Origin of the sequence: Corynebacterium sp. ES2794-CONJ1, assembly GCF_025660615.1 — a bacterium.
GTDB lineage: Bacteria > Actinomycetota > Actinomycetes > Mycobacteriales > Mycobacteriaceae > Corynebacterium.
In genome coordinates this window covers 228,205-250,242 of the sequence record NZ_JAOTIM010000004.1, presented here as the reverse complement: position 1 = coordinate 250,242, position 22,038 = coordinate 228,205, and the positions used below count along the sequence as shown (strand labels likewise).

The 22,038-nt window shown below is 53.6% G+C and carries 20 protein-coding genes; 14 read left to right on the top strand and 6 right to left on the bottom strand.

The genetic code is table 11. The annotated features are described in order from the left end of the window. Positions 1-251: 251 nt before the first annotated feature. From N7326_RS06810 to N7326_RS06795, 4 genes are all read left to right on the top strand, one after another. Positions 252-1,202, top strand: coding sequence for an L-lactate dehydrogenase (locus N7326_RS06810; RefSeq protein WP_259078539.1), 951 nt, complete (start codon positions 252-254; stop codon positions 1,200-1,202). Positions 1,203-1,266: 64 nt separating this feature from the next. Continuing rightward, positions 1,267-1,992: a glycerophosphodiester phosphodiesterase family protein gene (locus N7326_RS06805; RefSeq protein WP_259078541.1), complete on the top strand. Its 726-nt coding sequence runs from the start codon at positions 1,267-1,269 to the stop codon at positions 1,990-1,992. Positions 1,993-1,997: 5 nt separating this feature from the next. After that, on the top strand, positions 1,998-2,903 hold the full coding sequence (locus N7326_RS06800; protein ID WP_259078542.1) for a DUF5926 family protein: 906 nt from the start codon (positions 1,998-2,000) through the stop codon (positions 2,901-2,903). 313 nt (positions 2,904-3,216) lie between these two features. Beyond that, a complete protein-coding gene (locus N7326_RS06795; protein WP_259158490.1) occupies positions 3,217-4,722 on the top strand; it encodes an alanine/glycine:cation symporter family protein in 1,506 nt (501 codons plus the stop codon). Between the two features lie 38 nt (positions 4,723-4,760). Here the strand turns inward: N7326_RS06795 and N7326_RS06790 are convergent, their stop codons facing one another. Genes N7326_RS06790 through N7326_RS06780 form a run of 3 tightly spaced genes read right to left on the bottom strand, consistent with a single transcriptional unit; the run spans position 4,761 to position 7,823 of the window. Then, positions 4,761-5,888: an LCP family protein gene (locus N7326_RS06790; RefSeq protein WP_263088338.1), complete on the bottom strand. Its 1,128-nt coding sequence runs from the start codon at positions 5,886-5,888 to the stop codon at positions 4,761-4,763. 37 nt (positions 5,889-5,925) lie between these two features. Further along, positions 5,926-6,666, bottom strand: a complete 741-nt coding sequence (locus tag N7326_RS06785) for a CPBP family intramembrane glutamic endopeptidase (protein ID WP_263088337.1) — start codon at positions 6,664-6,666, stop codon at positions 5,926-5,928. Beyond that, on the bottom strand, positions 6,663-7,823 hold the full coding sequence (locus N7326_RS06780) for an amidase (protein ID WP_263088336.1): 1,161 nt from the start codon (positions 7,821-7,823) through the stop codon (positions 6,663-6,665). The genes N7326_RS06785 and N7326_RS06780 overlap by 4 nt, the downstream gene beginning before the upstream one ends. A gap of 82 nt (positions 7,824-7,905) precedes the next feature. Between N7326_RS06780 and pheA the strand changes: the two genes are divergently transcribed. Next, positions 7,906-8,823, top strand: coding sequence for a prephenate dehydratase (pheA, locus tag N7326_RS06775; RefSeq protein ID WP_411512293.1), 918 nt, complete (start codon positions 7,906-7,908; stop codon positions 8,821-8,823). 52 nt (positions 8,824-8,875) lie between these two features. After that, positions 8,876-9,541: a histidine phosphatase family protein gene (locus N7326_RS06770; protein ID WP_259158483.1), complete on the top strand. Its 666-nt coding sequence runs from the start codon at positions 8,876-8,878 to the stop codon at positions 9,539-9,541. 8 nt (positions 9,542-9,549) lie between these two features. Here N7326_RS06770 and N7326_RS06765 read toward each other — a convergent pair whose 3' ends face one another. Together N7326_RS06765 and N7326_RS06760 are read right to left on the bottom strand one after the other, a co-directional pair. Further along, positions 9,550-9,894 carry a metallopeptidase family protein gene (locus N7326_RS06765; RefSeq protein WP_259078557.1) on the bottom strand — a complete coding sequence of 115 codons (345 nt, stop codon included), beginning with the start codon at positions 9,892-9,894 and terminating at the stop codon, positions 9,550-9,552. A gap of 16 nt (positions 9,895-9,910) precedes the next feature. Continuing rightward, positions 9,911-10,927 carry a septum formation family protein gene (locus N7326_RS06760; protein WP_259078558.1) on the bottom strand — a complete coding sequence of 339 codons (1,017 nt, stop codon included), beginning with the start codon at positions 10,925-10,927 and terminating at the stop codon, positions 9,911-9,913. A 102-nt stretch (positions 10,928-11,029) separates the two neighbouring features. On the opposite strand from N7326_RS06760, the gene serS reads away from it, so the two are divergent. From serS to N7326_RS06745, 3 genes are read left to right on the top strand one after another with little or no spacing between them, the layout of a single operon-like run. Then, on the top strand, positions 11,030-12,289 hold the full coding sequence (gene serS, locus N7326_RS06755) for a serine--tRNA ligase (protein WP_259078560.1): 1,260 nt from the start codon (positions 11,030-11,032) through the stop codon (positions 12,287-12,289). A gap of 18 nt (positions 12,290-12,307) precedes the next feature. Next, positions 12,308-13,297 (top strand): lysophospholipid acyltransferase family protein, encoded by a 990-nt coding sequence (locus tag N7326_RS06750; RefSeq protein WP_259078561.1) that lies wholly within the window; start codon positions 12,308-12,310, stop codon positions 13,295-13,297. A 44-nt stretch (positions 13,298-13,341) separates the two neighbouring features. Continuing rightward, complete coding sequence (locus N7326_RS06745; protein ID WP_263088334.1) at positions 13,342-14,154, top strand: HAD family hydrolase; 813 nt, start codon at positions 13,342-13,344, stop codon at positions 14,152-14,154. A gap of 305 nt (positions 14,155-14,459) precedes the next feature. Here N7326_RS06745 and N7326_RS06740 read toward each other — a convergent pair whose 3' ends face one another. Then, a complete protein-coding gene (locus tag N7326_RS06740; RefSeq protein WP_259158480.1) occupies positions 14,460-16,337 on the bottom strand; it encodes an N-acetylmuramoyl-L-alanine amidase in 1,878 nt (625 codons plus the stop codon). Between the two features lie 223 nt (positions 16,338-16,560). On the opposite strand from N7326_RS06740, the gene glf reads away from it, so the two are divergent. From glf to N7326_RS06715, 5 genes are all read left to right on the top strand, one after another. Further along, positions 16,561-17,727 carry a UDP-galactopyranose mutase gene (glf, locus tag N7326_RS06735; RefSeq protein ID WP_259158477.1) on the top strand — a complete coding sequence of 389 codons (1,167 nt, stop codon included), beginning with the start codon at positions 16,561-16,563 and terminating at the stop codon, positions 17,725-17,727. 100 nt (positions 17,728-17,827) lie between these two features. Then, on the top strand, positions 17,828-18,367 hold the full coding sequence (locus N7326_RS06730) for a phosphatase PAP2 family protein (protein WP_259158475.1): 540 nt from the start codon (positions 17,828-17,830) through the stop codon (positions 18,365-18,367). Between the two features lie 264 nt (positions 18,368-18,631). Further along, complete coding sequence (locus N7326_RS06725) at positions 18,632-20,575, top strand: glycosyltransferase (protein ID WP_259078569.1); 1,944 nt, start codon at positions 18,632-18,634, stop codon at positions 20,573-20,575. Beyond that, a complete protein-coding gene (locus N7326_RS06720) occupies positions 20,568-21,059 on the top strand; it encodes a phosphatase PAP2 family protein (RefSeq protein ID WP_259158474.1) in 492 nt (163 codons plus the stop codon). The genes N7326_RS06725 and N7326_RS06720 overlap by 8 nt, the downstream gene beginning before the upstream one ends. Before the next feature lie 6 nt (positions 21,060-21,065). Beyond that, the gene (locus N7326_RS06715; protein WP_259078573.1) at positions 21,066-22,034 is read left to right on the top strand and encodes a decaprenyl-phosphate phosphoribosyltransferase; all 969 of its coding nucleotides are present in this window, start codon (positions 21,066-21,068) and stop codon (positions 22,032-22,034) included. Positions 22,035-22,038 lie beyond the last annotated feature (4 nt).

The following is a 22,038-nucleotide window of genomic DNA, read 5'->3' as shown; positions in this document are numbered from 1 at the left end:
ACAGATGGGCAACCTATAATATGTACCCGTCACAGATGTCTCGTTAGATATCGGACAGGAGAAACGTGGTGCGATATTCCCCACAAATTTCCCGCAAAACGGGCTAAATCGGAACTTATCGGGCATAATTAAAAGCATATTCAACATACTGGGGCGCCGCGCCTAAAGTGCCTGCTTAGACGAGGTGCACCGCGAATATTTTCTCATACTCTATCCAGAGTTCAAGGTTCAAGGGAAAGGCGCATTGCGTTATGAAGCAAACGGTTGGAAATAAAGTAGTTCTCATTGGTGCCGGCGACGTCGGAGTCGCCTTTGCATATGCCCTCGTCAACCAGGGTACCTGTGATCACCTCGCCATCATTGATATTGATGAGAAGAAGCTTGAGGGCAACGTCATGGACCTCAACCACGGCGTGGTGTGGGCTCCTTCACGCACCAAGGTCACCCGTGGTACCTACGCTGACTGCGAAGATGCAGCCATGGTTGTCATCTGCGCAGGCGCACCCCAGAAGCCAGGCGAGACTCGACTGCAGCTTGTGGATAAAAATATGAAGATCATGAAGTCCATCGTCGATTCCGTGATGGGTGCAGGCTTCGATGGCATATTCTTGATCGCCTCCAACCCAGTGGATATTCTCACCTATGCTGCATGGCGCTACTCCGGTCTTGACTGGCACCGCGTTATCGGTTCCGGCACTGTGCTAGACTCCGCTCGCTTCCGCTATATGCTCGGTGAGCGCTATGAAGTGGCTCCGACCTCTATTCACTCCTATATTATTGGTGAGCACGGTGACACTGAGCTGCCTGTTCTTTCCTCCGCTACCGTTGCAGGTGTCTCTATGCGTAAGCAGCTGGAGAAGACTCCGGGGCTGGAGGAGGAGCTAGAGAAGATCTTCGAAGAAACCCGCGATGCCGCTTATACGATTATTGATGCTAAGGGATCCACCTCCTATGGTATCGGCATGGGTCTTGCCCGCATAGCAAAGGCTGTTTTGCGTAACCAAGATGTGGCCTTGCCTGTTTCGGCGCTACTCAACGGTGAGTATGGCGAAGAAAATATCTATATCGGCACCCCAGCGATCATCCATCGCAAGGGTATTCGCCGCGTTGTTGAGCTGGAGCTGAACGACCATGAAGCCGAGCGTTTCAAGCATTCTGCTGATACGCTGCGCGCTATCCAGGAGAAGTTCTTCCAAGACTAATGCTGCTAAAAAAGCCCCGCCCCTTATCTTGGGGTGGGGCTTTCTCCGTTGTAGGCTAGGAATAATGAGCGCACATATCACGCCAAAAATTGTCGCCCACCGCGGTTTTAGCGGCCAGTATCCGGAGATGTCGCGCCTGGCTTTTCAAAAGGCACTCGAGCTTCCTGGTCTTTTTGGTGTGGAATGCGATGTCCGGCTCACTCTCGATAACCGTCTGGTATTAACCCACGATCCTACGATGCTCAGAACGGCGGGCAGCCCGCTGCGTGTGGAAAGCTCGACCTACCAGGAGCTAAGCAAGCTCAATATCTCAACCGCGCCATATCCGCCGCAGCGCATTATGCTGCTTGAGGAGCTCATCGATCTGGTTCTCGCTACTGATAAGCACTTGTTTATCGAGACGAAACAGCCGTTATGCGCGCGTCGTAAAGTCGATATCTATCTCGTTGATCTCCTTCAGCAGCGTGGCCTTGATCAGTGCGATCGTATCCATATCATTTCTTTTTCGCACGCCGCTCTGCGCCGTATACGGGCTCGGGTGCCTGATCTTGACACTTATTATTTACGCCACGAATGGGAACGTTGGTTTGATAGCTCGAGACTCGGATTGTCTCAACCTAAAGGTTTGGGGCTTTCGATCCTCGGGGCTAAATTGCGACCCGATTATATTGTTCCGCCCAGCTATGTCTTCACGGTCAATGAGGTGGAAGATCTCATATGGTGTCGAGACCATAAAGTGACGATCATAGCCACTGATTTTCCCCCGCGTGCGATGACTGCGGTAGATTGATCTGCATGGCTAAGAAGAAAAAGAATGACAACCAACGAACCGATGGATTGAGCCGTCGGCAGGCGAAATTACAGGCCCGCGCCGCAGAACGTGCTAAGTTCGAGCGCGATCCTCGTCCCTTCGGAGATGTGAAGGACGAAACTGATCTTATCGCCGTTCAGGAATTTGTCCCTTCCGCTTTCGCTCCCATCTCTGTTACCGGAACCGACCGCAAGGTGCTATTGTGCACAGTTTTACCTGGTGGCGCGGCTGCAATTGTGCGCGAGGATGGGGAGGCGCTGGTAGCCCTCCAACATCGCACCCCTTCGCGTAACCCGAATCGTGATCTTGCTTATGCGCTGGCGTGGGTTGTGTCCGCGCACCCTGGTGCAACCTTGGAGAATGGCCATGCGGATGGTACTGAGCCGGCTTTGACTGAGATCCTCGATCCCACCCAAGACATCGTCTTTGACGAGCATGACAATTTCAATTGGTGGCTCCCCGAGGCGGCCCAGTCCGACCCTCAGCATCTGCAGGCTATTGAGGCTGCTAACGAGAGTGTTCTGCCGAGCGCTAAGGTAGAGGCCAAGATTTCGGGCACCGCGTGGTGGATTAATCCAGGGACGAAGGCCCACATTCGGTGGGTGCGCCCTGAGGCTGAGGATCAGGTGTTGTACGCTCTTGCTCGTATTGCTGCGCGTGGCGAGCTGAAATTGGGTGCAGAGACCAAATTCGCTGGCGCATTCCGTACTCATGGCATTGTGGTGCCGGTGTGGGATCTCGATCCGCATCGGGAGTCTGCTAGCTATGCGGCAGATCTGGAGGCTTTGGATGCCAAGATTAGCGCCGAGATTGATAATGATGCTCCGCTGAGCGCTGATGAGCGCCGTCAGTTGGAGAATATTAAATCTCGTCAAGTCACGTTGCGCTAGATTCACTTGCTCCCGCTCTTTCGAGTGGGAGCTTGGATCTATTTTCTATAGGTTGATCGAAAGAGGGGGCAGTAGGTGGGGGTAGGAAAAGCGGGTAGTAACCGAGAGGTATTGGTTTAGTAAATCTGCCGCTTAGCTGCAGATTTCTCCTAGTTTCTGAGACTTTCTTATTCGCGACTTAAAACCGTGCCCATAATTTCATAGTGGCAATTGCGGTCTGGCTCGTGCAGAATTGGGAACAAACCTCATTTTAAGTGATTGTTATCACAGCTTTCCTTCTAGTGTGGAGTCAACAATATGAAGGGACCCCTAAATGGAAGCGTTCATTAATTTTCTAACGTCGGTTATTTGGTCACCGGCACTTATCTTCTTATGCCTCGGCGCCGGTGTTTATTTCACCATCGCCACCGGTTTTCTCCAGATCCGGTGTATTCCCGATATGCTTAAGCAATTACGCGATGGAGAAAAATCCGAAAACGGTATTTCCTCATTCCAATCATTGATGATCTCACTCGCAGGTCGCGTGGGCGTAGGTAATATTGCAGGTGTAGCCACTGCCATCGCCTTTGGTGGCCCGGGTGCTGTCTTTTGGATGTGGACCGTCGCACTGCTCGGCTCCGCCACGTCCTTTATAGAATGTACCCTCGCGCAGATTTACAAAGAACAAGACCGCGATACCGGCGAATACCGTGGTGGGCCAGCCTACTATATTGAAAAGGCCTATCGCGGAACCAAAGCTGCGCCCTTTATGAAGATCTATGCCATTATTTTCGCTGTGTCCATGGTGCTCGCTACCTCCTATTTCCTCCCAGGTATCCAAGCCAACGGAGTAGCCGCCGCGGTCGAGAATGCATGGGGTACCGATGTGACGATCACCTCGATTATCCTCGCTGTAGCCTTGGCTATCATTGTCTTCGGGGGCGTCAAGCGCATAGCTAATTTCGCCTCCTTCGTCGTCCCGTTTATGGCTGTTATCTACATCATCGTTGCGCTTGCGATCCTCTTTGCCAATTACGATCAAATCGATGATGTCTTTATGGTCATTATTCGATCTGCTTTCGGTCTCGACGCCACCTTCGCGGGTATGCTCGGCGTAGCGATTATGTGGGGTGTCAAACGCGGAATCTACTCCAACGAAGCAGGACAGGGTACCGGCCCCCAGTCTGCAGCGGCGGCCGAAGTATCCCACCCCGCTAAGCAAGGTTTCGTTCAGGCTTTCGCCGTCTATATTGATACGCTCTTTGTCTGTTCGGCAACTGCCTTTATTATCATCTCGACCGATATGTACAAAGTCTTTGAAGGCGGCTCCGATGAAGGAACAGTTATCTATAGTGGATCCTTAGCCGAGGGTATTCCGGTAGGTCCAGGATTTGTTCAAGCTGGTCTTAACAGCTTCGCCGGTGGCGTTGGACCAAGTTTCGTTGCCGTGGCTATTATGCTCTTTGCCTTCACCACGGTACTGGCCTACTACTATATGGCTGAAACCAATATCGCCTACTTCAATCGCTGGATTGGCTCTCCCGTCATCCGTCGCACCATGGTGTGGGCACTGCGTGCGTTGATTATTATATCGGTCCTTGTTGGTGGCATGACTACTCCAGGTACCGCATGGGCTCTTGGAGATATCGGAGTGGGAATGACAGCGTGGTTGAATATTATCGCTATTCTGATCCTGCAGATACCAGCCCACAAGGCACTGCGTGATTATCAACGACAGAAGAAAGCTGGAGTGGATCCCCAATTTGACCCCGCAGCTATTGGCATTAAAAACGCAGACTTCTGGGAAGAGCGCACCCGAAAGCGCACAACTCGCGTCTAAATAGGAAAAAAGTGGGCCTATATAGGCCCACTTTTTTGTTAACGCATAGAATCAAATAATGCCGTTGCTCCCGCTTCATCCCACAGCACCACGCTACCCACATCATATTCAGCGAAGCCACCAACTGGTACCGTCTCAGTTCGCACCCCAGAGCGCATAGCAAAAGCCACGCGGAGCAGATGCCATAGATGATCACCCGAACCCGCCGTGAAACTATCAACGGTTGTAAGAATTGTGCGTATCAGACGGTAGGGGTTGAAAATGATACTTAAGTCGGTGGTTTTATTAACTAATGCCGAGAAGAATTCCCGCTGCCGCTGCACGCGGTCGAGATCACCCATCGCTGTTTGGCGGGTGCGCACATAACCAAGGGCCGTAGGACCGTCGACAAGTTGGCAACCTGCCCCTATATTGAGTTGCGCGAGCGGATCTTCAATGGGCTGATCGGGGCATACCTCAATGCCCCCCAGTGCATCCACCACATGGGCTAAGCCACCCATTCCGATCTCCGCATAATGATCGATACTTAAGCCTGTTGATTCCTCCACTGTTTGGGTAAGGAGCGGCGCGGATCCATAGGTAAATGCGGCGTTGATTTTATCCATCCCGTAACCTGGAATATTGACATAGGAATCACGCGGAATAGAGACCAAGGTGGCTTGTCCACGCAGCGGAATATGCATGACCATAATGGTATCTGTGCGCCGGGAACCAATATCACCACCCGTACCTAAACGGTTCGCTTCTTCTTCACTAAGCCCAGCTCGAGAGTCTGAACCCACCAATAGCCAATTCGTTCCCGACGTAGACGCGATGGGCGCCGCGGAGGCGAAAGGAGTGCGATTGATCTTCATATCCAGCCACAGCACTGACACCAAGGAAAACACCACAATGGTGGCCAGAATCAGACTCAACGATTTGAAGAATCGTCGTGCCGGAGAGCGCCGCGGGGCTAAGCGACGAGACGGCTGTGGAATTATAGCTGGACGCTGAACGGGTAATTCTTGGCGTGGTCTTATCGGGTCGGTACGTGAAGGTCGCTGGATCGGGCGCTGTGGTGGGGGCTGCATCCTAGGACGCGCTCGAACGGGGCGACCGAAACGATCAGTGACGATCCTGCCCTGAGCATCACGCAGATACTCGAAATGGTTGCCCTGGTTAGTCATAGCTTTAACAGTAGTAGTAACAGCTGAGGCCTTGAAACTATTTAAGGTTCAGATATACAGATCCAACAAATGCCACGAGATCAATAAAGAAATGCGCGAAGATGAGCGGCCACACTCTATTCGTTTTGTGGTAGACATACCCAAATACTATCCCCATAATAATATTGCCCACCCCAGCGGATATGCCCTGGTAGAGGTGATGAGAGCCGCGGAGTAGAGCCGAAGAAGCTATCGCTTTTACCTGCGAGACCCCAGCGCTTTTCAGGCGCGTCATCAACCACAGCACCACTACTACTTCCTCGCTAAAAGCGTTTGCGGCAGCGAATCCCACACTTAATCCGATATGCCACCACGGGCTATCAGCTGGAACCGGTATAACCTGCTTACTCAGGCCTAGATGCAGGGCACCTAGATAGAAAAGCAGTCCCGGAATCCCAATAAGCGCGGCCAGGCCCACCCCTAAACGTGCGGAATGGACGAGGTGTGCTACTGGCCATAGCCGAATCTTAAGGAGGTAGAGGCACAAGAAGCCCCAGGAAAAAACCAGAGCGATGGAGGTGAGCTGAAAACCGATATCGATCAGTGGCAATGGTGCCCTCGAGGGAACAATTGCGACCTGCTGCGCATTCAGCGGTTTGGTGTCGAGTAACGAGCGGGCCAAATTCAACAGTGCTCTCAGCCCCGAAGTACCAAAGGTAGCAAGGAGCACCACCACAATCTCTGCCCCTAGACCAGGCTCCCACGGACGCTGCTCAGACTGAGTTGCAGATATGCTCATGTGGAACCTCCAGGTGTTGATAATTGCATGGCGAGGCCAAAAAGTTCTGCCGCACTGATTCGTAATGCTCCGAGATGGATAGAACTCAAGGGCGACAGGTGGGGCAAGGATAAAGCCGCGAGACCCGCCATATTGTAGGTTGTCGCCCAAGGAGTCCACTGGGTCTGCCGATAAAAATCCTCCTCGGGGGAATAAGAGGAAAAATAGCCGTGGACTGGGGGCAAAAATGCCAAGGTGGGACTGAGCACCACATCAACTTCCCAAGCGCGGAGGATTTGATCCTTCACCGACATAAACTCCGCAACCGCTTGCCGTCTGGAGGCCTGTGATAGTCGTGCTCCACGCTCGCGCAGCCACTCCACCAATGGAGAGGCTGCGCCTGGAATACGCCGAGCACGCAAGGCCAAAATAGTGCTAAAGGCCTCAAAAGGGGAATCGCCATAAGGCCGAGCAAGCACCGAGATCTTATGACCCTTCTGACTTAGCTGCGTCGCAGCGCTATCGACTGCTTCAAGCATCATATCGGCCACGGGGGTCTCGGCGTGGAGCGGTTGGGTGAGCACCCCAATGCGCAGGGGAGGTGGGGCCACAGGCCTGATTGCATGCACATAGGCGGCGTCAGCAAGCGTGCGTGTGAGGAAACCTTGCACCACGGGATTTGCTCCCGCGGTGGAATGTGCTGGCTTAAACCCTATCAACCCCGTCGCCGCTGCAGGAACGCGAATCGAACCGCCCCCGTCAGAGGCATGGGCCGCTCGTACCAGCCCGCGAGCCACCATAACAGCCGCTCCGCCCGAGGAACCGCCAGGCGTGTGACCGGGCAAGAGTGGGTTATCGGGGCGCGCCTGCCCCACCGGCTCGGTATAGGCAGATAGTCCCATTTCCGGCGTGAGAGATTTGCCAGGGATGATAGCCCCTTGGCTGAGGATAGAGGCGAGGAAGGCATCCGTTTCTGTGGCCATATAGGTGCGGTTGATATTGCCCAAAGTAGTGGGCATGCCCGCTATATCGCTTAAGTCTTTGGCAGGAATAATCCAACCACTTAGCCGCCCGTGAGCATGCGCGCGGGCGTGGGGGTCAAAATAGGAAAACCCATGATCCTTAGGGGTGAGTGCCTGTAGCTGGCTTGCCAGCTGAGAGACTGCAGAAACAACCATAGGATTAGCGTACCGAGTCCGCCTAGGCTGCGGTAGCATCGAGCATCATGAGCATATATGGGAGTACGCGGTGAACCAGCCAGTGACAATGTCCTATCTTGGACCAGCGGGGACCTTCACTGAGATGGCTCTCGCCGAATTTCGACGTGCGCATTTTTCTGGGGTTCAAAGCAATTCCCTCCCTACTGACTCTCCCAGCGAGGCTATCTCCGCTGTGCTTGATCGCCAGGCCGATTATGCATGTGTAGCCTTGGAAAACTCGGTTGATGGGCCCATTACAGCCACCTTTGACGCGCTAACGAGGGGGGTGCAAATTTATTATGAGTACGACCTAGAAATCTCTTTCGCCCTCATGACTCGCCCTCACCACAGCTATGGCAAGCGCCCAATATTAAGCACGCATCCGGTGGCATACCAGCAAACGAAGGTGTGGATAAAAGATCATATTGGTGAGCACGAATTTCTCCCCGCATCCTCGAATGCTGCTGCCGCACAAGCAGTAGCTAGAGGTGAGGCAGATATTGCAGTCGCACCAGCCCTCTCGGCCGAGATCTACGAATTAGAGATTAAGGCCACTCACGTGGCAGATCAGGCCCATGCCATGACCCGATTTGTTCTCGTCGGTCTCCCTGGAGTCCCCACCCCACGGACCGGTCACGATCGTACAGGTTTAGCGTTTACGCTGCCGAATACCCCGGGATCTCTGGTAGGGGCTTTAAATGAATGTGCGGTACGGGGTGTGGACTTAACCCGTATTGAATCCCGCCCCCTGCATCAGGGATTGGGTAGCTACCGCTTCTACGTGGATCTTCATGGGCATATATCTGACCCGGATATCCAAGAGGCCCTCGCGGCACTGTACCGCCGCGCCACTGATCTTATCTTTCTAGGTTCATGGCCGCGTATTGATGCCCCCATAGACCGCGTTGACCAAGAGCCGCGTTATCAGAGTGCTCAGTCGTGGATTCAGTCCTTATTGAAAGGCACACCAGTGGGCTAGACTATGTTCGTGGATCAGCACCCATGAACTGAGTAAGACAAGAGGGGAATCTATGAGTGGTCGAATTATTGTGATGCGCCATGGCCGGACGCATTCTAATGCTCGCGGAATTTTTGATACTCAGCTACCTGGTGCGGAATTATCGGTTATAGGCAGACACCAAGTACGCGAATCCGGACGCAGGCTGCGCACGCTTAGCGATAACGTAGGCTACGCTGCGAGCTCCCAGGCTTTACGGGCCCAGCAGTCCATGCTCCTCGCGGTGGCCGCATATTGTGGGGACGAGGGTGAGGTGCCTCAGATCGCCCAGCCAAAAATGACTATGACGGTGCTGCCAGGCATCCACGAACTGGGAGCGGGTGATCTCGAGGGGCGCAGTGATGATCGAGCCCACGATGCTTATATTGCGACGTTGAAGCGGTGGAATGAGGGCGATCTACATGCGGGAATGCCGGGTGGAGAGACCGCCCAGGATTATCTCAATCGAGCGACCCCCATCCTAGAAGCGGTTGCTCAACGCTGCCACGACACCAACCAAGATAGCTTAATGGTTATCCATGGGGCGGCTATCCGCATCCTTGGGCTGCATGCGACAACACTTGACGGTGATTATGTTCGCGAGAGCTATATCGCCAATGGCTCCTTGAGTATCATCGAACCCCGCGGCGCTTTCGGTACCTGGACGTGCAAGTATTTTGCCGATCAACCAGTACCCTAGGAGCGACCCTAATAACCGCGAGCGTGTAGCTCCTCATCGTCGAAGCCAAAATAATGACCCACTTCGTGAATCACCGTAATGCGCACCTGTTCTGCTAATTGTTCCCTAGAGGTACAAAAACGCTTTAATGCCTCACGGTAAATCGTGATGGTATCGGGTAAGTATCCGGCGTTACCAAATTGACGCTCCGGAAGTGGGATACCCGTATACAGCCCGAGCACTCCAGGTCCTGAAGGGTGCAGATCTTCAATCAATATGGCTATATTTCTCATATGATCCCGAAATTCGGGGGGAATTGTAGCCAGTGCTGCATCAACTAGATCCGCAAAGTCTGCTTCAGAAATCTCAACCATATATCAAGTCTAGTGATTAGCGTGGTGGCGGTGGAGCCACACCATCAAGAGCCTCGGGATTAATAATGGGGGCGCGTTCGGGGCGCTGCTCAGGGGGGTTCCCGTTGATAGTGAAGTCGCCCTTGGCGCTGCCCTCGAGCACCGCAAAGCGATTATCAACGGGGAAGACGAGCGAGCAATTCACACTGTGGGAGCCAGTATCCCAAGAGCTGGGGGCAATCGTCGTCCAAAAAGGCTTAAGGGTGGAGAAATACAGAGGATCATCGCCTCCGAGATAATCACGGGCCGCTTGGGTGCATACACGACTGAGATGATTATCTTGCTCCTCGGTCGACGGGATCGACTGCGGAAAAACCGGGAGCAGATCAATAACGGCGGTGATCTCCATCTGATGCGGCTTTCCACAGGCAACCTGCTTCGTGGAATTAGAGGCGTCGAGAGCTAGGCACGTTCCTACGGGTGAGATGCGGGCCTGATCTTGATCTTGGACTCTGCCTTTGGTTTCAATGACCTCGCCGAGTTCATTCGTGGCCTGAATCCCACACAAGAGTGTACGATCGCCCAAATCCCACGACTCTTGGGGTGGCAGGATTGAGGCGATGGAATACTTGCCCAAGGGGTCGAATTTCGCATCAAGGTAGCGCATTGTAGGCGCTAAGCATAGTTCTTCTCGCAATTGCGCTTGCCGCGTCTGGTTAGGCATAGCCGCACTAGGGCCAAATTCACTGCTGGGGTAGGTGCCAAGATCTTCGCGGGAGGAGACTTCAAAACGGTGCAGACTGGCACAATCTGCCTGTTCAAAATTACTAACGGTGCCGTCGATAACAGTCCACGTCACGCACGAGCCGACATCGGCGGTGGTAAAAGAAGCGGTAGATGCGGCCGGTACCTTGGTGGTCATGTCGACGGGGGTGACGAGTGGAGAACTTAATTGGGCTCGCTGATATTGATAGGCACCCATGGCACATGATGCCGAGAGGGCGGCTACTAATATAATCCGCGTTGCCGTGGCGGATCTAAACTCTATCTCCATCTCAACCTCAGGTACTCGTATCGCTATGTTGACCCCAGCGTACTACGTTTTCTCGGCCCGTATTCTTTAAGTATTACAAGGATTAGCGGTAGGCTAAAGATCGTGATTGATCTAAAATTCCTCCGCGAAAATCCTGATATCGTCCGCGCATCCCAGCGCACCCGCGGCGCGTCACCTGAGCTTGTCGATGCTCTCATCGAAGCCGACGAAGCCCGGCGACAAGCAATCCAAAGAGCTGACGAGCTGCGCAGCGAGCAAAAAACCTTTGGGCGGAAGATCGGACAAGCCGATCCTAGCGAGCGCCCTCAGCTTTTAGCTGGCTCCAACCAGCTCAAAGCTAAGGTTAAAGAAGCGGAGGAGGCCCAGAAGGCAGCAGAGGAGACAGTGAACTCCTTGCAGATGCAATTGGGCAATATCGTTGAGGGTGCCCCGGCCGGTGGCGAAGACGACTTTATCGTGCTGGAGCATGTAGGCGAACCCACAACGTTTGATTTCGAACCTAAAGATCACCTCGACTTGGGCGAATCCTTAGGGCTTCTTGATGTTAAACGTGGGACTAAAGTTGGTGGTGCCCGTTTCTATTACCTCACTGGTGATGGGGCCTTCTTGCAACTAGGTATGCTCACATTAGCTGCCCAGAAGGCTCGTGCCGCTGGCTTTGAATTAATGATCCCGCCAGTTTTAGTGCGCCCCGATGTCATGCGCGGTACCGGTTTTCTCGGGGAACATTCCGACGAGATTTACTACCTCGAACGGGACGACCTCTATTTAGTGGGCACCTCCGAAGTAGCGCTAGCTGGTTATCACCAAGACGAAATTATTGACCTCACGCAGGGGCCGAAGAAATATGCCGGCTGGTCGTCGTGCTTTCGCCGGGAGGCTGGCTCCTATGGCAAAGATACACGCGGTATTTTGCGCGTTCACCAATTCGATAAATTGGAAATGTTCGTATATTGCAAACCAGAGGAGGCCGCAGCCCAGCACCAGGCTTTGTTAGATATGGAGCGCGATATGCTCTCCGCCGTCGAAGTCCCTTATAGAATTATCGATGTCGCTGGGGGTGACCTCGGGTCCTCCGCGGCGCGTAAATACGACACCGAGGCGTGGGTGCCCACCCAACATACGTACCGAGAACTCACCTCAACCTCGAACTGCACGACCTTCCAAGCCCGCCGCTTGCACACCCGCTATCGAGACGAGAATGGCAAGCCACAGATCGCCGCGACGCTCAATGGCACGCTAGCGACAACCCGGTGGTTGGTTGCCATCTTGGAAAATAATCAGCAAGCTGATGGTTCCGTGGTTGTTCCTGAGGCCTTAAGGCCCTTTGTGGGCAAGGATATCTTGGAACCGAAAAACTAAGAACTGAGGTTATAAGCCATGAGCCGCCCAGGTTTTCACCGCGTTGAAGATATTTTCCTCGTAGAGGATTCAGTCGAGGACGTTCCCCTCCATCCCGATAGCCGCGAGAGTTTTTATAATCGCATCATCGTGGGGGTGAAGGCCCTATTGAAGGCCCAAGGAATTACGGTCACTATTTTTGGGGCTGAGAATATCCCAACCCAGGGCCCGGCGCTCATGGCGTGTAACCATATGGGCTATTACGATTTCATATTCGTGGGTAGCTCCGCTTATTCCAGAGGCCGCCGATTGGTGCGCTTTATGGCTAAGAAAGAGCTGTTTGATATTCCAGGAGCGCGGCGGCTCTTAGCACGAATGAAACATATCGAGGTAGATCGCTTCGCTGGCCGAAGTGCTCTCGATCGAGCTGTGGCGAGTCTCAGGGACGGTAACCTTGTGGGAATTTTTCCCGAGGGAACCACGTCTCCGAGCTTCGAATTACAGGAGTTTAAAACGGGCGCGGCCAGGATTGCTAATCGAGCCGATTGTCCGCTCATTCCCATGGCACTGTGGGGCTCTCAACGGATCTGGGCCAAGGACCTCCCTAAACGTTTAGGTAGGAACCATTTTCCTGTGTGGCTAAAGGTGGGCGAACCAGTCGTGAGAACTGGCGATATCCATGAAGATACCCGCCGCCTCGAGCAAGCGATTAGCAATCTTCTTGACGAGGTGCGCGCAGCATACGAGGAGTTCAACGGACCGTTCCCAGGCGGTGAGAATTGGCGACCCGCCTCACTCGGTGGGGGTGCTCCTACCAGCGAAGAGGCTGCCGCTAAAACTCGAGCGATCCGCGAAAAACGACGCCTCAAGCGCGCCGAAAAGGAGGCTAAGAAAGCTGCGAAGCGGGAGCGTCGCGCGGCTCGTCGGCACCGCCGCGAAAAGAGACGCGAATTAAAATTCCTTGTAGCCAAGGAACTTTCCTTCTTCGAGAAGCTCAAGGTCATCTACTTTAAGTGGAAAGATTCCTAAATCGCCGGTCCGCATCTCGGAAAGGGATCGCTAGGATAGACGATATGACATATAAGTTGGTCGCCAGCGATGTGGATGGGACGCTCATTAACAGCGCCGAGCGGATTAGCCCTCGGCTCTACCGTGCACTTGAGTGCACAAATGGCAGGTATCACTTTGTCATAGCTACTGGTAGGCCTGCCCGCTGGGTAATTCCACTGGTAAATCAACTACCCTTCAAACCTGTGTGCATCTGCGCTAACGGAGCTGTTGTCTATGATTCGGCTCGCGATCGTATTATAAAAAACCACAGTATTCAGGCGGAGGTATTGCGTGCTGTGGTGAGTAAAGCGCGAGAAGTCCTTCCCGTTGGGGTAGCTGTAGAGCGCTGTGGCACCTCCGTATTAGATATTAACCAGGGCTGTTATGTGGTGACCGAGGATTATGCCCACGCGTGGGATTCTACGGAACACAGCGTCGTGGATCTGGATTCCGCACTTGCTGAACCAGCAGTGAAACTACTCCTGCGTTATGAAGCCTTAACAGCGCCGGAGCTTTTTGACCTGATTCGCCCGGCGATCCCGACCGATCTGGTTCACATCACTTATTCCATTAATGAAGGTTTACTTGAAGTATCCGCACCGAATATTACCAAAGCCCAGACCTTGAAAGAGCTCTGTGATGATATGGGAATCGCCGCTAAAGATGTCCTCGCCTTTGGCGATATGCGCAATGATCGCGAAATGATCGAGTGGGCGGGCCACGGAGTGGCCATGGCTAATGCCCAACAAGAGCTGCGGGCTTGCGCTGATGAAGTTACCGCGAGCAATGACGATGACGGTGTCGCGCGGATTCTCGAGAGGGTTTTTGGCGAGTAAAATTAACGCTCGATACCCCACCGCCAGAGAGAAGGCGAAACTGCGGGCGGCCCTTCAGACGTGGTTTTCAGAGAGGTCGAAGGGAGTGTGCTTTCTCTCGAGGGTGATTAATACTCTCTCGTTGTCGTTACGGTCTTTGTGGCTGGCGGTAATATAGGTGAGCGCTTACCTTTACGGGGAGAAAAGATACAGCACCAGTTTTTCTTTCTCGACGTGCCCCGAATGCGAAAAGCCACCACTTTCTGTGGTGGCTTGGGGCGGCAAATGGCGCGGGGATCTGGGAGAATATCCCCGCGCCAAGATTATTAAGGAGCTACGGGAGCAGGCTCATAAGCCTGGGCATCAACAGCTCCAGTGGCAGGATCGAAAGTGATATAGCCGTGTTCGAAATCGACGCGGATCTTACCGTCATCGGGGTGCTCCATATTAATGGGAAGTCCTAGCGGCCCGAAGTCGAAGCCCTGAGCAGCCCAGGTGTCACCAATGACACCCCACAGCGCCTGGGGTCCAGTGGTCTCGGAATCGACGATGATCCCGTTGTCGAAGAGCTGATAGGTCACATCGCGACCATCGGCGCCACTGTAGGTAATCGCACCAGAGCGCAGTTTGCCCAAGATTGGGGAGAGCTGGTTCCACAGTCGACTCAACTCCGAGTCGGAGGACAGCTGAGTTGAAGCACTAATGAGCGCCGGGATCTTCTCCAGCTTCAAGCCTTTGACTACCTCGATATTGCCAATCCTCTCAATACCGCCTTCAGGCAGTACACCAAGAGCGCCAGCGACACCGATGCCGAGCACGATGAGCGAGGCTGCCGAGACAATAATCGTAGTTGCATCACCATTATTGGAACTTAAGAGCTTGGTGAAAAGGTCCGCTCCTTCGGACGAGCTACCGGTTGCACTTGGTTGGCTCGGTTGGATTGGTCGGTTCGGTGTTTGCGGAACAACCGGTGGAATGGTGTTCTTTGGCTGTGGGTTAGGTCGAACAGCGTTGGAAGTAAGCAGATCATATTTAGCTTGAGCGATCTGACGGATGGTGCCCATCTTGTTGTATACATAGTCGCCGGGGCATTCGGTGAGGCCAACGTCGCGGTGGGCGAAGATATTGGGCAATTGCACAGCGGTACCATAGGGGTATTGGGTATAGCTGGTGCCCTCGGAATAGTGGGTATTATTGCCAGACGGATTAAAACCCGCAACTTTAGCGCGCCAGCCAGCCAATTCGCCGACTGATTTCAGCATTGCGGCAGTGGGCTGAGCAGTTTGGTAGTTGCCGAGCATTGAAATGGCCCAGGTATTTTGGTTAAAGCCGCCTGCGTGGGTACCAATGACGGCTTTGTTTAGTCCGCCGTAGCGACCTTCGTAGAGGTTTCCGTATTTATCGGCGAGCGCGTGGTATCCGATATCGCACCAGCCGAGTTGCTGGGCATGATACTGGTAAATGCCACGCACGATGCCTGGAGCTTGGGCTTCGGTGTAGTTATTGGAACCAGCTGTGTGGTGCACGACAACCGCTGATACCCCATCAGCGTATTCTGGCGATTTGCAACGAATCGATTCGTCGGCGCCCCAGCCCTTACGGGAAATCACGCGCGGCAAGCCAACCGCGTCATTAGCCAAGGTGATCTGGGTATCGACGATAGGGGATTCGCCACCATCAATAAAGACAGCGTCGAGCTTTGCAGCTTCCTCAGGATTAAAGAGATCGACACCGAGGATGGAGACCTGCACAGACTTAGTCGGTTCCACATAGATGGGTTCGGTGCCTTGGCGTTCGTAGTCAGCTACTTCGCGAGCGTCAACGGCCTCGGATTCAAACCATTCGGTCCAGGTACCGTCGGCGCGCTGGCTGCGGACGAAGGCGGCGATATCTTTCTCTCCCGCCCAGGTCATAGCGAAGATGGAGAATTCTTCCTCGCGGTTAAATTGTTTTACCGTGCGTTCGACGGGCCCCTCCTCGTCACTTTGAGTGGCGAGGGCTGCATCGTTGACCAGCACGTTTTGGCCGAGGTTGAAGTTCTCGGTGCTGGTGGTTGCAGTGATGGGTTCGATGCCATCAGATTCGGTTTTCAGTATTGAGGTGGTGCCCACGCCAATAGCGGTTCCAGCAATGAGGGTCATTGCTAACACTGCTGCGGTGATCGGGGGCGCCGAGGTAATGCCAAGGCGGCGGCGTTGTTTCACGTTAATCTCCCAACTTTATTGTGATTGATAAATGGGCACAGTCGTGCCACCTATCGGGCTTAACTGTAGTGTATTTATGGGGTAAAAGGGATGCATGTTGCTCATGTGAATAAGAAAGTGCATGTAAAGGGCATAAGAATTATTTTCCCGGCGTGTCGGATCAGTGAATATCTCGGTGTGTCCTGCAGAGCGAAACGCACCTTATATGGCTAGGGTTTTAGCTATGACTGACTTTGATGTAATCGTTGTTGGATCCGGACTCTTCGGTTTGACCGTAGCGGAGCGCGCAGCCAGCCAATTGAATAAGAAGGTACTCATTATTGAGCGCCGCGATCATATTGGCGGCAACGCCTATTCCGAGGCCGAACCAGAGACCGGCATTGAAATCCACAAATACGGAGCCCATCTCTTCCACACCTCCAATAAGCGAGTCTGGGAATACGTCAATCAATTCACCAGTTTCACTAATTATCAGCACCGCGTCTTCGCCATGCACAAAGGCCAGGCCTACCAATTTCCCATGGGGCTCGGGCTTATTAGCCAGTTCTTCGGAAAGTACTTCTCTCCAGACGAAGCTCGCGCCCTCATCGCTGAGCAGGCTGCCGAGATCAAGAGCGAAGATGCTAAAAACCTAGAAGAAAAGGCTATCTCTCTGATCGGCCGTCCCCTCTACGAAGCTTTTATTCGCGATTACACCGCGAAGCAGTGGCAAACGGATCCCAAGGATCTCCCAGCCGGTAATATCACCCGGCTGCCGGTGCGCTATAACTTCAACAACCGTTATTTCAACGATACCTACGAGGGCCTCCCTACAGACGGATACGCCGCATGGCTAGAACGAATGGCCGATCACCCCAATATCGACGTGCGTCTAAATACTGATTGGTTTGAGGTTCGCGATGAGGTGCGCGCCGCCTCCCCGAAGGCGCTCGTGGTCTATACCGGTCCCGTTGATCGTTATTTCGATTATCGCGAAGGAGCCCTAGGGTGGCGCACGCTTGATTTCGAGACCGAAGTTCTCGAAACTGGTGATTTCCAGGGAACTCCCGTCATGAACTACAACGATGCTGAGTTCCCCTTTACCCGAATCCACGAATTCCGCCACTTCCATCCCGAGCGCGACAACCAGTATCCTCAGGATAAAACCGTCATTATGCGCGAGTATTCACGCTTTGCGGAAGCCGGGGACGAGCCTTATTATCCAATCAATACCCCTGCAGACCGCGAGATGCTGTTAAAGTACCGCGAACACGTCGCCCGAGAGACCGCCGAGAATAAGGTCTATTTCGGGGGACGCCTGGGAACCTACCAGTACCTGGATATGCATATGGCTATTGCCTCGGCGCTAACTCTATTTGATAATGTGATCAGCCCGGCACTGCGCGCATAAAAGTCCACAGAGGTACCTAAGAAGTACATAAAAAATCCCCGACAGGGTGCGCGAAAATCCGCACCCTGTTAGCTCTCTATAGCTGTACAAGGAAAATAGTGTGGATATCGTCATCAACAACTGCTTTTTAGCGCTGAACGATTCTCCACTAACCCCCGCCGTTATCGCTTTTACTACCGCACTGCGGCCGGTATATCTCACGATCTCTCTATTTATTATGGCGGTACTCTGGTCCTGCTTGCCGAGGCTAAAAAGTCCGCTTCGGGTCATATTTGCCTTGCCTATTTCGGTCGCGCTCGCCAGTCTGAGTGCAGAAGGTATCAAGATGATTATTGCCCGACCCCGCCCCGATATCGCCGGCCACCTTGTGGAAGTCACTAGCTTTGCCTTCCCTTCCGGACACGCTACGGCAATCACTGCCTGCGCGAGTATGGCCACAATAATATGGGGCTGGAAAAAGACGTGGTGGACTTATATCGTGGCGATTGCCGTGTATATATCAAGGCTCTATACCGGGGTGCACTGGATGAGCGATATTATTGGCGGTATTATCCTAGGGCTCATCATTAGCGCCTTGATCGCACGCCTACTGGGAATTTCTCGTCTGTCTTCGCGCCCCGAAAAACACTCCGAGGAATAATATTTTGAAGGTATGTACCCAATAGCTGCTTATAACGTGTCCCAGTATAGATATAAGTAAAAGCGCTGACCCTTCAGCGTTTATTGGTGCTAAATCGCGAGCCCGAACTGACCATTTCAGGCGATTTCTCCGCGCATTCGTGAGCTGATTAGCGCAACTGAGCGTGGCTATCTCCGCGAGGCTGGGGCGAAGCGACTACCCTTAAGTGGCGGAACTATACCCCTAGAGCACCACCCTGGGGCGGAAACGAAAGGTTTTTGAGCAATGAAGGACAACCAGCTGCAACGCTTCCTGCTTCCCCACATCGGGGAGCCTAGCGATGTGCGCAAGCTTTATATCTTAGAACACGAGGATAATCTCGAGAAGCCTCGATGGCATGATCGCAGCTCACTGACTATTCCAGCCGCCAGCGAACTTAGCTTCCTCACTTATTTCAACGCCTTCCCCGCCTCGTACTGGCGCCGATGGTCACAGCTCGACACCGTCATTTTGAAAGTGGATATCACCGGCACTGCCCGAATTAATATCTACCGCTCAAAGCCCGACGGAACCCGGCTGAGCATCAGCAATAAGCTCGTAACCGATGATGTCGCGGAATTCGAACTCTCTCTCGCGCCCTTCGAAGTTGGCGGTTGGCTATGGTGGGATATCACTACCGATACCGACGTCACCATTAATGAGGCAGGCTGGTACGCTCCGCATGCGCCACGCGCCCAAATTCTCCCCGACGGCACCACTGTTGGCCCCTTCGAAGCCCGCGTCACTGTCGGTATTCCTACTTTTAACCGCCCCACCGACGCTGTCGCAGCTCTACAGGCTTTGGCTAGTGATGCAGAGGTTGATGGTGTGATCGATGCGGTCATCATGCCCGACCAAGGTACCAAGCACCCAGCGGATGAACCAGGCTATCAGGATGCGGTGGAGCACTTCGGTGACCGCTTCTTCGAATTCCGCCAGGGAAACCTCGGCGGATCAGGCGGATATTCCCGCATTATGTACGAAGCCCTCGGCGACGGCGCGGCAGGGGCAAAAAAATCCCCCTATATCCTCTATATGGACGATGATATCGCCATCGAACCTGACTCAATCCTTCGTGCCCTGCAAGCAGCCCGCTATGCTAAGCGCCCTATTCTCGTAGGCGGGCAAATGCTCAATTTGCAGGAACGTAGCCACTTGCACTCTATGGGTGAGGTGATCGACCGTAGCACCTTCATGTGGACTAAAGCCCCCCACGTGCACTACGACCACAATTTCGACGAGCACCCGCTTAGTGATCGCGGAGCCGTTGATGATAAGCCCGATGCTCAGCATTCACGTGACCTGCACCGCCGGATCGACGTGGACTATAACGGCTGGTGGATGTGCATGATTCCGAGGCTAGTAGCCGAGGAGATCGGGCAGCCGCTGCCGCTCTTTATCAAGTGGGATGACGCCGAATACGGCCTGCGCGCCGGGCGCCATGGTTTCCCTACTGCTACCTGGCCTGGTATCGCTATCTGGCATATGGCATGGAGTGATAAGGACGACGCCATTGACTGGCAAGCCTATTTCCACCTACGAAATCGACTGATTGTGGCGGCGCTCAACCATGATGGCCCAATCGATGGGCTCCTGCGTAGTATGCATAAGGCACTGGTCAAACACCTTCTGTGCCTTGAGTATTCCACCGCAGCGATCCAAATCGAAGCTATCGATGATTTCCTTGCTGGCCCCGATCAGCTTTTCGATATTTTGGAAACATCGCTACCGCGCATAGCAAAAATCCGCAAGGAATACCCCGATGCGGTCATTTTAGACTCCGCCACGGATTTCCCCACCCCAACGGGAGCACCTGGGGTACCGGTTAAGGATATCGGCGGGCGCTTGGCACCGCTGAAAAAATCGGTGTGGCTACTAAAAGGGCTCAAACATTCCCTTCGTCCCGCAGATCGCCAACATCACGAGATTCCACAGGCCAATTTTGCGCCCATAGAGGCACGGTGGTTTAGTCTCTCGCGTGTCGATGGCGCCACCGTTGCCACGGCGGATGGACGCGGTGTGGCATACCGCAAGCGCGATCTCGACATGGCCAAACATTTATATAAGCAGTCACGGGAACGACATAAACTAGTTCGGGAACGTTTTGAGCACTTGCGCGCCGCCTATCGCGCCGCCTATCCCGACCTGATTAGCCGCGAAGCATGGAGCAAGGTATTCGATCATGACTGAAAATGACATCTTGGTGCAGATCCAACGCACCGTCGGTTATCCAATAACGCTGCGCATAGCCCGTGCCCTATCCCACTTTGGGGAGCATGCCTTGGGGTGGATGGGAATTGGTGCGCTGGCTGCACTGTGGGATAAACACCGTCGTCCGCAGTGGCTGCGACTTATTGCAGCATCCTTCATAAGCCACGCATTATCGGTGATCATTAAGAGGATTGTCAGACGTCAACGCCCCCATGATCCCCGCATCACTATTGGGGTAAAAACTCCCAGCTCTTTGAGTTTCCCGAGTTCCCACGCCACCAGCACCACGGCCTTTTTCACCAGCCTATCGGCTATTGTGAAAAGCCGTGTGCCTTTGATTGGGGTCCCCGTGATGATGTTCTCACGGATGCTTTTAGGGGTACACTACCCCTCTGATGTATTAACAGGTGCGCTCGTGGGGTGGGCAACTAGTCGAGCGCTTGGTCATTCCCGGAAGGCTTAATGAGTAATGTCGAATGAATCCCTCATCGGATCTGAGCCACACACTCGAGGCTTAGAAGATAATAGGAAGCTGCATCCGCCTAAGAACCTTCCTGATGCCATGATTAAGGGGCTGCGGCCCAAGCAGTGGGTTAAAAATGTTTTAGTTCTAGCAGCTCCGATGGCAGCTGGTGCTGAAGCCCTGCTGCAGCCGCGTATCCTCACCGATATCGCAGTTGCTTTCCTAGCCTTCTGCATGGCGGCATCCGCCATTTATCTCATCAATGATGCTAAGGACGTCGAGGCTGATCGCCAGCATCCCACTAAGCGCTATCGCCCTATTGCGGCGGGAGTACTTCCCGTGGGCCTCGCCTTTTTTATGGCCGTGGCCTTTATCATCGGCGCTATTGTACTGAGTTATTTCTTCGCCAGCTCAGGCAGGAGTTTGGCCATCGTTATGACGGTGTATATAGCTCTACAGTTGGGTTATTGCTTTGGGTGGAAACATCAGCCGGTTATCGATATTGCCTTGGTCTCCTCTGGTTTTATGTTGCGAGCTATGGCTGGTGGCGTGGCGGCCGGCATTGATTTATCGCAGTGGTTCCTCTTGGTTGCAGCTTTTGGATCTCTCTTTATGGCCTCCGGAAAGCGATATGCTGAAATCCTCCTGGCACAAGAATCAGGGGCTAAGATCCGCAAGGCTCTTGAAGGCTATACGCCCACGTACCTGCGTTTTGTGTGGACTCTAGCGGCTACTGCCGTGGTGATGAGCTATGCACTCTGGGGTTTTGAGATGGCTCGGCTTTCAAGCCCAGTGGCTGGGGTCTGGTACCAAATTTCGATGGTACCCTTCACCGTTGCTATCTTGCGTTATGCTGCCGATGTTGACCGTGGCGATGGTGGCGCCCCAGATGAGTTGGCACTGACGGATCGCACTTTGCAAGTACTCGCCGTGTTGTGGGTGACCAGCGTAGTAATAGCGGTTTATCTCGTTTAAAATT

Excerpts from the sequence above, each read along its gene's own strand:
- N7326_RS06810 (WP_259078539.1), top strand. The coding sequence starts at position 252 with ATGAAGCAAACGGTTGGAAATAAAGTAGTTCTCATTGGTGCCGGCGAC.
- N7326_RS06805 (WP_259078541.1), top strand. The coding sequence starts at position 1,267 with ATGAGCGCACATATCACGCCAAAAATTGTCGCCCACCGCGGTTTTAGC.
- N7326_RS06800 (WP_259078542.1), top strand. The coding sequence starts at position 1,998 with ATGGCTAAGAAGAAAAAGAATGACAACCAACGAACCGATGGATTGAGC.
- N7326_RS06795 (WP_259158490.1), top strand. The coding sequence starts at position 3,217 with ATGGAAGCGTTCATTAATTTTCTAACGTCGGTTATTTGGTCACCGGCA.
- N7326_RS06790 (WP_263088338.1), bottom strand. The coding sequence starts at position 5,888 with ATGACTAACCAGGGCAACCATTTCGAGTATCTGCGTGATGCTCAGGGC.
- N7326_RS06785 (WP_263088337.1), bottom strand. The coding sequence starts at position 6,666 with ATGAGCATATCTGCAACTCAGTCTGAGCAGCGTCCGTGGGAGCCTGGT.
- N7326_RS06780 (WP_263088336.1), bottom strand. The coding sequence starts at position 7,823 with ATGGTTGTTTCTGCAGTCTCTCAGCTGGCAAGCCAGCTACAGGCACTC.
- N7326_RS06770 (WP_259158483.1), top strand. The coding sequence starts at position 8,876 with ATGAGTGGTCGAATTATTGTGATGCGCCATGGCCGGACGCATTCTAAT.
- N7326_RS06765 (WP_259078557.1), bottom strand. The coding sequence starts at position 9,894 with ATGGTTGAGATTTCTGAAGCAGACTTTGCGGATCTAGTTGATGCAGCA.
- N7326_RS06760 (WP_259078558.1), bottom strand. The coding sequence starts at position 10,927 with ATGGAGATAGAGTTTAGATCCGCCACGGCAACGCGGATTATATTAGTA.
- N7326_RS06750 (WP_259078561.1), top strand. The coding sequence starts at position 12,308 with ATGAGCCGCCCAGGTTTTCACCGCGTTGAAGATATTTTCCTCGTAGAG.
- N7326_RS06745 (WP_263088334.1), top strand. The coding sequence starts at position 13,342 with ATGACATATAAGTTGGTCGCCAGCGATGTGGATGGGACGCTCATTAAC.
- glf (WP_259158477.1), top strand. The coding sequence starts at position 16,561 with ATGACTGACTTTGATGTAATCGTTGTTGGATCCGGACTCTTCGGTTTG.
- N7326_RS06725 (WP_259078569.1), top strand. The coding sequence starts at position 18,632 with ATGAAGGACAACCAGCTGCAACGCTTCCTGCTTCCCCACATCGGGGAG.
- N7326_RS06720 (WP_259158474.1), top strand. The coding sequence starts at position 20,568 with ATGACTGAAAATGACATCTTGGTGCAGATCCAACGCACCGTCGGTTAT.
- N7326_RS06715 (WP_259078573.1), top strand. The coding sequence starts at position 21,066 with ATGTCGAATGAATCCCTCATCGGATCTGAGCCACACACTCGAGGCTTA.